Genomic DNA, 289 nt, shown 5'->3' on the forward strand with positions numbered 1-289 from the left:
GGCCTCAACTTCTCCGACCCCGGCCTGCTGCTCGACGCCGCCTGCAGCGGTTTGGGCATCGCCCTGGACAGCCAGTTATTGAGCCGCCAGGCGCGGGCCAATGGGCTGGTGCAGCCTCTGGTCGACCAAACCATTCGCGGCCCGAACTGGGCGTTGTTGACCCATCGCGACAGTGAGAATACTCCGCTGGCCAAAAGCTTCAGTGAGTGGTTGGTGGAGAACCTGTAGGAGCCAGCTTGCTGGCGATGAACGTCAACGATGACGCGTGCTGTCGGGATGTACGCGGCGG

Annotated in this window: 1 protein-coding gene; it reads left to right on the plus strand. The window is 63.3% G+C overall.

Annotated elements, in window-relative coordinates; genetic code table 11:
- Positions 1–228: LysR substrate-binding domain-containing protein (locus tag ACZYR5_RS29665; RefSeq protein WP_489107630.1), on the plus strand; the 228-nt coding region annotated here is incomplete at its 5' end.
- Positions 229–289 lie beyond the last annotated feature (61 nt).

It is taken from the genome of Pseudomonas sp. F007 (assembly GCF_057814275.1).